Below are 9,887 nucleotides of genomic sequence, written 5' to 3' on the forward strand. Positions count from 1 at the left end.
AGGTGTGACTCTCAGCGGCCCTTGATCGTTGCGTAACGGTCGAGGGCCGCGAGTCGTTCGGTGGCATGGTCGACGATCGGCGCCGGGTAGCCGGGTGCGCCGGAACCCGGGAGGTGGACCCGACCGCCTGCGATACCGCGCAGCTCGGGGACCCAGCGGCGGACGTAGTCGCCGTCCGGGTCGAACCGTCGCCCCTGGGTCACCGGGTTGAAGACGCGGAAGTAGGGCGCGGCGTCGGTGCCGGAGCCGGCAGTCCACTGCCAGCCGTGTTGGTTCGAGGCCAGGTCGCCGTCGACCAGGTGCGTCATGAAGTGGCGGGCCCCGCGCCACCACGGCAGGTGCAGGTCCTTGGTGAGGAACGACGCCGTGATCATCCGGACGCGGTTGTGCATCCAGCCTTCCGCCAACAGCTGCCGCATGCCGGCGTCGACGATGGGGTAGCCGGTGCGGCCGGTGCACCAGGCCTCGAAGTCGCGGTCGGCGTCCGGCCCGGAGTCGTGCGGGAGGGCGTCGAACCGGGCGTCGTAGTTGCAGCGGGCCGTCTCCGGCCGGTGGTGCAGGACGTCAGCGTAGAAGTCCCGCCAGGCCAGTTCGCTGCGGAAGGTCGCGGCGTTGTCGCCGGTCGCGTTCCGCAGGTCGCGCAGCAGCGTCCGCGGGTGCAGGCAGCCGAATTTCAGGTAGGCCGAGAGGCGGCTGGTTGCATCCAGGTCGGGGCGGTCGCGGTCGGTCGCATACCCGGGAGCGTCCGTCGTGTCGTCGAATCCGGTGCGGAAGTCGGCCCAGCGCGCGCGGGCGGCCGCTTCACCGGGGACGGGCAGGGTCGCGTCGACGTCGATCTCCGGCAGCGGGTCGCTCGCCGACGGCGGCGCGATCCAGTTCAGCGTGCCGGCGTCGGTGTCGGCCGGTGCGCGCCACCCGTGGTCGTACCAGGCACGACGGTACGCGGTGAACACGCGATACCCGCCGCCCGACGAACTGCGCACCCGGCCCGGAGCGACGGCGTACGGCGATCCGGTGGCGACCAGCTCGCGGCCGTTCTCCGCCAGCGCTGCGGCGACCGCTGCGTCGCGACGGCTGCCGTAGGGGCCGTAGTCGGCGCTGACATGGACGTCGCGCGCGCCGACCTGTGCGGCCACCGCGGGCACCACGTCGACCGGGTCGCCCGCGCGGATCAGCAGACGTCCTCCGAGGTCGTCGTCGAGGGCGCGCAGGCAGCCGGCGAGGAAGGCCCGGCGGGCCGCGCCGGACGGGCGCAGCAGCGCCGGATCGACCACGAACAGCGCGAGGGCGTCGTCGCTCGTGTCGGCGGCCGACAGCAGCGTCGGGAGATCGCGCAGGCGAAGGTCGCGGCGGAACCAGATCACTGCGGGGGCGGCCATACCTGTCATTGTTCCCTTGTCGGGGCGGCGGTGCGATGATCGGCGCGTCGCGGCCGGAGCCGGTAGGGCAGGATCAAGGGATGACCAGGGGGAGCGCCGCGCTGCGCGGAATCGCTCGGGTGCTGCCCGGTGCCGAGACCGTGCGTTTGTACCGGCGCGGATGGCTGCGCGGCGATCTCGCCGCGGGCATCGCGGTCGGCGCGCTGCTGATCCCGGCTGGTCTGGGTTACGCCGAGGTGGCCGGCCTGCCGCCGGTGACCGGCCTATACGCGACCATCATCCCGATCCTCGTTTACGCCGTGCTCGGGCCGTCGCGCATCCTGGTCCTCGGGCCCGACTCGGCGTTGGCGCCGATCATCGCCGCTGCCGTGATTCCGCTGGCCATCGACAGCGAACGCCGCGTGGATCTCGCCGGGGTGCTGGCCATCGAGGTGGGCGTCGTGCTCGTCTTGGCCGCGGTCCTGCGCCTGGGCTTCGTGACGAGTCTGCTCGCCAAACCCATCCGGATCGGCTACCTGAACGGCATCGCGCTGGTCGTCGTGCTCGGTCAGATTCCGGCGCTGCTCGGCTACTCCGGGAACGGCGACTCGATCATCGAGGTGCTGACCACCGATCTGCGCGGCGTGATCGACGGTCGCGCGCAGCCGAAGGCCGTCGTGATCGGTCTGGTGTGCCTGGTGGTGATCGTCGCGCTCAAGTGGTGGAAGCGGACCATTCCGGGCGTGCTGGTGGCCGTCGCCGGGTCGATGCTCTTCGTCTGGGCGATCGGCTGGGAGGACACCGTGCCGGTGGTCGGGGCCATGCCCGACGGTCTGCCCGCGCCCGCCGTGCCGTCCGCGAGCTGGGACGACTGGGTCTCGCTGATGCTGCCCGCGGTCGGTATCGCGTTGATCGCCTTCGCCGACACCAGCGTGCTGTCGCGCACCTTCGCCGCGCGCGCCGGGCATTCGGTCGACGGCAACCACGAGATGGGTGCGGTCGGGGCGTCGAACGTGGCCGCGGGCTTCTTCGGCGGCTTCCCGATCTCGGCGTCGAGCTCCCGCACCGCGGTGGCCGAACAGTCCGGCGCCAAGACCCAGCTGACGGCGCTGATCGGTGCGGCGCTGCTGATCCTCGCGCTGGTGCTGGTCCCCGGTCTCACCGAATACCTGCCGTCGGCCGCGCTGGCCGCGGTGGTCATCACCGCCGCCCTGGCGCTGGTCGACGTCCGTTCGGTGGTGGAACTGTTCCGGATCGACTTCGTGGAGGGCGCGATCAGCGTCGTCGCCTTCGGTGGCGTCGCGATCCTCGGCGTGATGGAAGGCATCCTGGTGGCGATCGGCCTGGCCTTCGTCGCCTTCATCTATGCGGTGTCGCGGCCCTATCGTGCCGAGTTGGGCTGGGTCCCCGGCCTGCGCGGCTACCACGACCGGGCGCGCCACCCGGAAGCCGAACTGACCCCGCACGTGCTGCTGTTGCGGTTCGACGCGCCGCTGTTCTTCGCCAACGGCGCCCGGTTCGACGACTGGGTGCGTGACGAGTACCGGTCTGCTCGGTCGGCCGGCCGCGAGATCACCGCCGTGGTGCTGGCCTGCGAGCCGATCACCCACATCGACTCCACCGCGATCGACGAACTGGTGGAGCTCGACGACTACCTCTCCAAGCACTCCGTCGACCTGGCGTTCGCCGAGATGAAGGATCCGATCCGGGAGCAGTTGGAGCGCTATCGCCTCAAGGTCGACGGCAAGCCGCGCTTCGGATCCAGCCAATTCGCGCCCACCGTCGACGCGATGGTCGACCGGTTCGACGACCGCCCCGCCTGACCCTTCGAGCGGTCGCTCCGGGGCCCGGTTCGACACCCGATGTTAGGTCATGCTTATCTTCATTCGGTTAGGCAAGCCTGGCTTGTTCGACGTTCTGGTTTCGGTCGGTGAAGAGCACCTTGGAAGGTCCATACATGCGCACGTCATTGCTGGGGTCGGTCGCAGCCCTCGGGGTTGCGGCACTCATCGGTCTCACGGTCCCCGGCGTGGCGAGCGCGGACCCCACCGCGCCGCGATCCGGATCGCCCCGGCAGTCCGCTCCCGCGCCGAAACCCGCTCCGGTCGCACCCAAGCGCTCGGCCGTCGACGGGCCGATCGTCGCCTACCGCGACGGCGTGCCGGTGGTGCTGCCCAAGCACTTGACCGCCGCCGGGCAGGCCTCCTTCCTCGACGGCCTGCGCGCCCAGCTCACCGAGCAGGGCATGGCGCTGTATCAGCAGCTCATGCAGTTCCTGCCGATGGGCGGCGGCGGGAACGGGCCGTCCCGTGGGACGCCGGTGCTCACGGTCACACCGTCGTCGATCGCGCCCGGTTCCACGGTCGCCGTCTCCGGATCCGGCTATCGGCCCGGCGAGGACCTCTACGTGGTGCAGACCGTGGCGAAGCCGAGCTCCGGATACCCGTCGACCTACGCCGACGGCGGCGCCAAGCTCACGGTGCGCGGTGACGGCACTTTCGCCGCCACGCTGAAGATTCAGCGTTCGTTCAACGGCGTCGACTGCTCGGCGACCAAGTGCTTCGTCGCCAGCATCACCGCGTTCCCCAAGCTCACCGACCGCACGCAGGACGCGTGGGTGCCGATCACCCTCGCCGGTGCCGGTGCGGGTGCGGGTGCCGAGCAGCCCGATACCGCGCCGGCCGCCCAGGGGCCGGCGGCTCCGGCTCCCGGTGCTCCGGCGACCGGTCAGCCGGCGGTTTCGCTGAGCAAGTCCACCGGACTCAACCCGGCCGGGGACACCGTCACCGTGACCGGCCGCGGCTTCGGTACCTCCGGGCCCGGCGTCTATGTGGGCATCGCGCAGACTGACCAGCACTCGTCGACCGACGCGTCGGCCTTCGGTCCGGGCACGGTGTTCGTCTCCACCGCGAACGGCAAGCTGTCCTCCGACGGCTCGTTCTCGGTGCAGTTGCCCGTTGCGGCGCGGTTCGGCAAAGCCGACTGCACCAAGAACGCGTGTGCCGTGTACACCCTCGCCGCCCACGGTTCGACGGATCGCAGCCAGGACACGTCGACCGGTGTCTCCTTCGCCGGTGGCCCGTCCGCCGGAGCGGATGCGCCGGCGGCGTCACCCGCCGCTGAGCCTCCGGCCGCGGCCGGGACGGCTGCGGTGAGTCTGTCCACCACCAGCATTGCTTCGACCGGCGCCACCCCGATCACCGTCTCCGGCAAGGGCTTCTCGACCGCTGGCCCGGGTGTGTACCTCGGTGTCGCCGAGACGGCGCGGTACTCCACCACCGACGCGTCGGCGTTCGGGGCCGTGACCTACGTGCGGCCGGACCAGATCGGCGCCGACGGTTCGTTCACCGTGACGCTCGACGTCGAGCCGGTCTTCGCCGCCGGCAACTGCGTCGAGAACCCGTGCGCGATCTACACGATGGCGGCGCACGGATCGGCGGACCGCAGTCAGGACACCGCGACGCCGTTGACCATCAAGGGAGCGGACGCCGGTAAGCCTGCAGAGGGGAAGACCGCAGAGGGGAAGACCGCGTCCGACAAGGCGGCGAACGCCGCTTCGTCGCCCGGCTCGGCGTCGACCGACCCCGACGTCCAGGCCGTGGCCGCGACGTCGACGACCGATGACTCGGTGAGTCCGTGGATCTGGGGCGCCGGCACGGCTGCCCTGGTGGTCGCCGCTGCGCTCGGCGGCCTGCTGCTGGGACGCCGCACTTCCCGGTAGCCCGCCGCTCCGGCGGCCTCACCCGCCCGGAGACCAGTCACTGGCATATAGCGGGGCACCTTGGTCATATTGACCAAGGTGCCCGCTATATGTCAGCGAACTTCAGGAGAAGGCCTGCGCGTCGCCGTGGGGGAGGTCGTTGCCGAGAGCGGCCAGGATCCGGTCGTGCACGATGGTCGTGCTGGCCGCCGGAGATCTCCCAGCCGGTATTACCGGGCCTTAGTGGAAGCTGAACAGTCGTTGAACCGGGGCGAGATCACTTCGTTCATCATCGCGATGCTGGTACTGGTCGCGGAAGCCGAGAACCGCCTGCTTTGGGATCTTCGGGATCGCGGAAAAGGCCTGGACACTAGCCTGCTGCTCGATTCACCTCTTCGATACGTGAGACGAGGTCGCGGAGGCGATCGAGGTCGAAGACTTGGTTGGGCCCCTGCGGCGCGGTGTCAGTGAACGGTGGTTCGTACAGCCGCCCTGGGTCCATTTCGCCGTTCCGCGTCAGGTAGTCCACGATCTGGCCGACGAAGTCAATCTGCTCGGCGGTGGCGTTCGTGTCCGACACGAACTCGGTGAAGAGCCCGTTCACAGCAGTGCGATCGAGACCGACCAGCGAACGGATGAACCGGCCCAGGCCCTGCGCCGCGTTCACCTCGTTGGCGAAGTCGTCGTTGCTGCCCAGTCCGCTGGCGTCGAGGAGTTGTTGGAGCGACGCGAGATCGGCGTCGGTCAGCGGGGAACCCGAACGGAGCTTGCGGAGCGCGAGGTGCTCGGGTCGATCGAGCAGGTAGCTGCGCACCTTCGCGAGGAAACGGCTGCGGTCGGTGCCCGTCACCGAGATGGGCATGTCTACCTCGCCGACCTCACCGGTGAAGGTGTCGGTGAAATCCGAATACACCTGGACGCGCTGCTTCCGTTCCAGGAGTCCAACGAGCGAACGCAGGGTGGTGCGCGCCGACTCGAGCATTTCCAGCGTCACATCGGTCCACCACTCGGCGGAGGCCACCTCACGGAGCAGCGGCTCCTGCGCGGCGATCTTGGGAATCGTCAGCTGCTCGAGAAGTCCCTCGGCGATGGATCGGACGCGCTCGGCTTCGCGCTCGGCCGTCGACTCGTCGCCGGTGATGAGGGCGAACTGCTCGCGCAGCACGATCAGGTCGAAGCGTTTGGCCATCTCGTCCGGATCCCGGACTTCGGTGGGCAGTCCGGCGAGTCGCTCGATCAGTTCGGCGGTCTGCAGTTCGGTCAAGGAATCCCACGCGGCGCGCTCGCTGTAGGTCTCCACGCTGCGCCGGTACGGGCGCACCAGGAAGTTGTCCAGATTCATCCCGGCAACCTGTGTGCTGAGCAGGTCGGCGACGCCGCTCCTCAGACCAGGGGAGGCTTTACGACGATCCAGTGCCCCGATGAGTTCCACGCGGCAGGTGAAGAGCCGCTCCGACAACGACGCGCTGCGTCGCGCTTCGGCCGGCTTCGGATTTGCGCGGAAGTACTCGAAGTTGTCGCAGACATCGAAGATGAGAAAGTCGGTCTTGGGGTTGCCCGGCCCATAGAGATCCGGGCGCAGACGCGTGCCTCGCCCGACCATCTGCCAAAACTTGGTCTTGGACCGCACGGGTTTGAAGAACACCAGATTGACCACTTCGGGCACGTCGATGCCGGTGTCGAGCATGTCGACCGACACCGCGATGTGCGGGGCCGAATCGGCCTGGGCGAACTTGTCGATCAGATCGTCGCCGTGCGAGACCGCGTGGGTGATGACCGCGGCGAAGTGTCCCTTGTATTCCGGGTAGTTGGCGTCGAAGCGTTCAGCGATGAAGTCGGCGTGACGTTGATTCTTGGCGAAGATGATCGTCTTGCCGAGGCGGTCACCGCCGGCGACGCGGTGGCCGCGCGTCATCAGTACCTCGAGCACCTTGTCGACGGTGTCGGTGTTGAACAGCCACGTGTTCACCGCATCCGCGGCGACCTCGCCGGGGATCTCCGTGTCCTCCTCGTCACCCCAATCCTGAGCCTCCCAGCGCTCCTGTTCCTCCGGGGTGAGGTCGTCATATCGAATGCCCCGGCTAGGGAAGGTGAGCGGAATGGTCACGGCGCGGGGTGGCACCAGCCATCCGTCGCTGATGGCTTCATCGAGGTCGTAATCGTCGGTGGGAACACCGGTTTCGAGGTGAAACAGCTGGTACGTGTTGTGGTCGACGTCCTCCTTCGGCGTCGCTGTGAGGCCGAGTAGGTACGAGTCGAAGTACTCGAAGATGCGACGGTACTTCTGGTAGACGGACCGGTGCGCCTCGTCGATCACGATCAGATCGAAGTAACCGGGTCCGAAGCGACGACGGCCGTTGTCGAGTTCGTTGATCAGCCCCATCATCGTGGGGTAGGTCGACACGTACACCCGACCGTCGGTGTTCCGGTCGGTGAGCAGGTTGACCGGCGGCGAGTCGGGCAGGAACGTCTTGAACGCATTCGCAGCCTGTTTGACCAGGGCGACGCGGTCGGCGAGCACCAGGATCCGGGTGGCCCAGTTAGCGCGAATCAGGATGTCCGACAACGCGATCACCGTGCGCGTCTTGCCGGAACCGGTGGCCATCACGAGCAGCGCAGCGCGTTGGGGCTTGTCTCCGTCGAAGCTCTGGGTGACCCGCCGGATCGCGCGCAGCTGATAGGGACGTTCGACGATCGAGGTATTGACCTGCACGTCGGCGAGCGGTCTGCGGGAGGTGCGGCGCTGCCGTTCGAGTTCGAGTTGATCGCGGGTGTAGAAGCCCTCGACCGGGCGGGGCGGATAGCGAAGGTCGTCCCAGAAGAAGATCTCGTCGCCGTTGGTGTAGAAGATGAACGGACGACGCCCGGTCATTTGCTCGAGTGCGTCGGCGTAGAGCTTGGCCTGGTGCTTGCCGACCGACGCGTCCTTGCTGGTTCGTTTCGCCTCGATGACGGCCAAGGGGAGACCGTCGGCGCTCCAGAGGACGTAGTCGACAAAGCCGTTGCCTGTGCCGCCGGGCATACCGGTGACCGGGTATTCGCGATCGCGCTGCTGGTCGAGGTCCCAGCCGGCCTCGCGCAACATCAGATCGATGATGCGTTCGCGGGTCTTGGCTTCGTTGTAGTCGTGTGTGTCCGGGGTTGCGGCAGCGGCGGCCTTCGCCTCGGCGATCTGGGCCTGGAGGCGGGCGATCAACTCGTCCTTCGACGCCGATTCGAGCTCGGCCGACGCACGCGCAGCGTCCGTCTGCGCGAGTTGCGCGTCGCGGGCCCGGACCTGATCGGCGAGGGATTTGCGTTCGGCTTCGGCGGATTCGAGCTGTTGGTCCTTGGCCTCGACCGACTGCGTGAGTTCCTTCAGCTGGGCAACGGTCTTGGCCATCGCCGGATTGTGCCCGGGTTTGGGCAGCAGGGACCGGTCGAACTGCCGCTGCGGAGCCGGCCTGGAATCGGGTCCCGAACCATACTCGTGGGCAAGCCACCAGAGGATGTGGAACAGCTCCTCGAGCAGCTCGATTCCGTCCTTCTTGGGGACGGCACCTTCCTCGTGCACCGCTCTATTGGCGCGCTCGCGGATGAAGTCCATCTTGCTCCGAACGCGCCGGGGCACGATGCTCTGGAACTGCGGATCGTGCAGCCGGCCGTTCAGGTCTCTGGACCCACGCGGCAGGGAGAGGCGTTCTGCAGTGAAGACCCACTTCACGGTGAGCTCCACGGCATGGCGCGTGTAGAAGCACGTGGTCCGGCCGTCGAAGAGGGCGTCGCGCTCCGCGCTTTTTGCGCTCTCGTGAATTCGCGGCCATTCGGCTTTCAAGAACCCGAAATTTCCAGTCATGTGCCTCCCGTCACTGAAGTGAGATCCTGTCATACCGGACTGATCCTTCATCCGAAGGTCGGTCGGATGAGCTCGATGCCACCCTTGGTGCACTTGGCTGTGTAGCCGAATTGCTGGGAGGTTCCGTAGGTCGGCGCCGAGCACGACCAGCCCTGGTACTCCTTGATTCGAGCGTTGCCGTGGCTCCCGTCGTCGGGTGCGGCGAGGTAGCCGTCGATCACTGCGATGGCGTCGATGCACGAGATGGAGCCGCTGACCACCTGCACCGGGGTGTTGCCGGAGGCGACGCCGCACATCGTGCCGGGCGCCACCGGTTCGGGGCCTTCGGTGTACGGGCCGTCCATCACGGCCGGGGGCGTCGACGAAGTGGTCTCGGCGGCAGTGGTCGAGGGGATAGTCGTCGTGGTGGTGGCCGTCGAAGCGGGCGCGGTGGACGGAGCGATGATCTCGCCGGTCTGGGTCACCGTGCCGTTGTCAGCGGTGAAACCGGCAGTGGAACTCGCACATTGAATGCCGTGCTCGGGGAGTGTCGTGCACCGCAGCTCTCCCACCGTGATCCGGTGGTTCTCCGGCATCACCTTCGGGGTAAAGGGGCCGCCTTCGTCGATCGTGATCTGCACGCCGTCCTTGGTGAGGACAACGGTGTTCGGCGGGCCGACGAATACGTCGTTTTTCACCTCGGGCGCGTCCGCGGGGAAGTTCGCCGAGCATGAGATCCCAGCGGGATAGCCGGACCGCGCAGGGAACGCCGTGCAGATTCGATTGCCGTCGGCGGTGGCGTACGCCCAGGTGTAGTGGTCGGTATACATGGGGTTCACCCAGTCGGCCGGATTCACGTCGGTGATCGACGGCGTCGCTGCAGCGTTCTCGTCGGTGTCGCAGGCAGCGAGGGCGGGCACGAGTGCGAGCACTGCGCCGGCAGCGAGAAGTGACTTGGGGATGGTGCGCACGGCATTCCTAGGTGTAGTCGGGCACGACTTCGGGCTAGCCGTGA

General features: G+C 68.0%; 5 protein-coding genes. 2 read left to right on the plus strand and 3 right to left on the minus strand.

Features of this window, described 5'->3' with window-relative positions; all coding sequences use genetic code 11:
• Positions 1–11: 11 nt before the first annotated feature.
• Complete coding sequence (locus MUG78_RS08675; RefSeq protein ID WP_246993900.1) at positions 12–1,379, minus strand: cryptochrome/photolyase family protein; 1,368 nt, start codon at positions 1,377–1,379, stop codon at positions 12–14.
• Between the two features lie 80 nt (positions 1,380–1,459).
• On the opposite strand from MUG78_RS08675, the gene MUG78_RS08680 reads away from it, so the two are divergent.
• Positions 1,460–3,181, plus strand: a complete 1,722-nt coding sequence (locus MUG78_RS08680; protein WP_246993902.1) for a SulP family inorganic anion transporter — start codon at positions 1,460–1,462, stop codon at positions 3,179–3,181.
• A 134-nt stretch (positions 3,182–3,315) separates the two neighbouring features.
• Entirely contained in the window at positions 3,316–5,079 is a 1,764-nt protein-coding gene (locus MUG78_RS08685) for a neocarzinostatin apoprotein domain-containing protein (RefSeq protein ID WP_246993905.1), read from the plus strand.
• Positions 5,080–5,428: 349 nt separating this feature from the next.
• Here MUG78_RS08685 and MUG78_RS08690 read toward each other — a convergent pair whose 3' ends face one another.
• Together MUG78_RS08690 and MUG78_RS08695 are read right to left on the minus strand one after the other, a co-directional pair.
• Complete coding sequence (locus MUG78_RS08690) at positions 5,429–8,893, minus strand: DEAD/DEAH box helicase family protein (protein WP_246993907.1); 3,465 nt, start codon at positions 8,891–8,893, stop codon at positions 5,429–5,431.
• Between the two features lie 47 nt (positions 8,894–8,940).
• A complete protein-coding gene (locus tag MUG78_RS08695; protein ID WP_246993909.1) occupies positions 8,941–9,843 on the minus strand; it encodes a hypothetical protein in 903 nt (300 codons plus the stop codon).
• Positions 9,844–9,887 lie beyond the last annotated feature (44 nt).

Origin of the sequence: Gordonia alkaliphila (genome assembly GCF_023017165.1) — a bacterium.
Classification (GTDB): domain Bacteria; phylum Actinomycetota; class Actinomycetes; order Mycobacteriales; family Mycobacteriaceae; genus Gordonia; species Gordonia alkaliphila.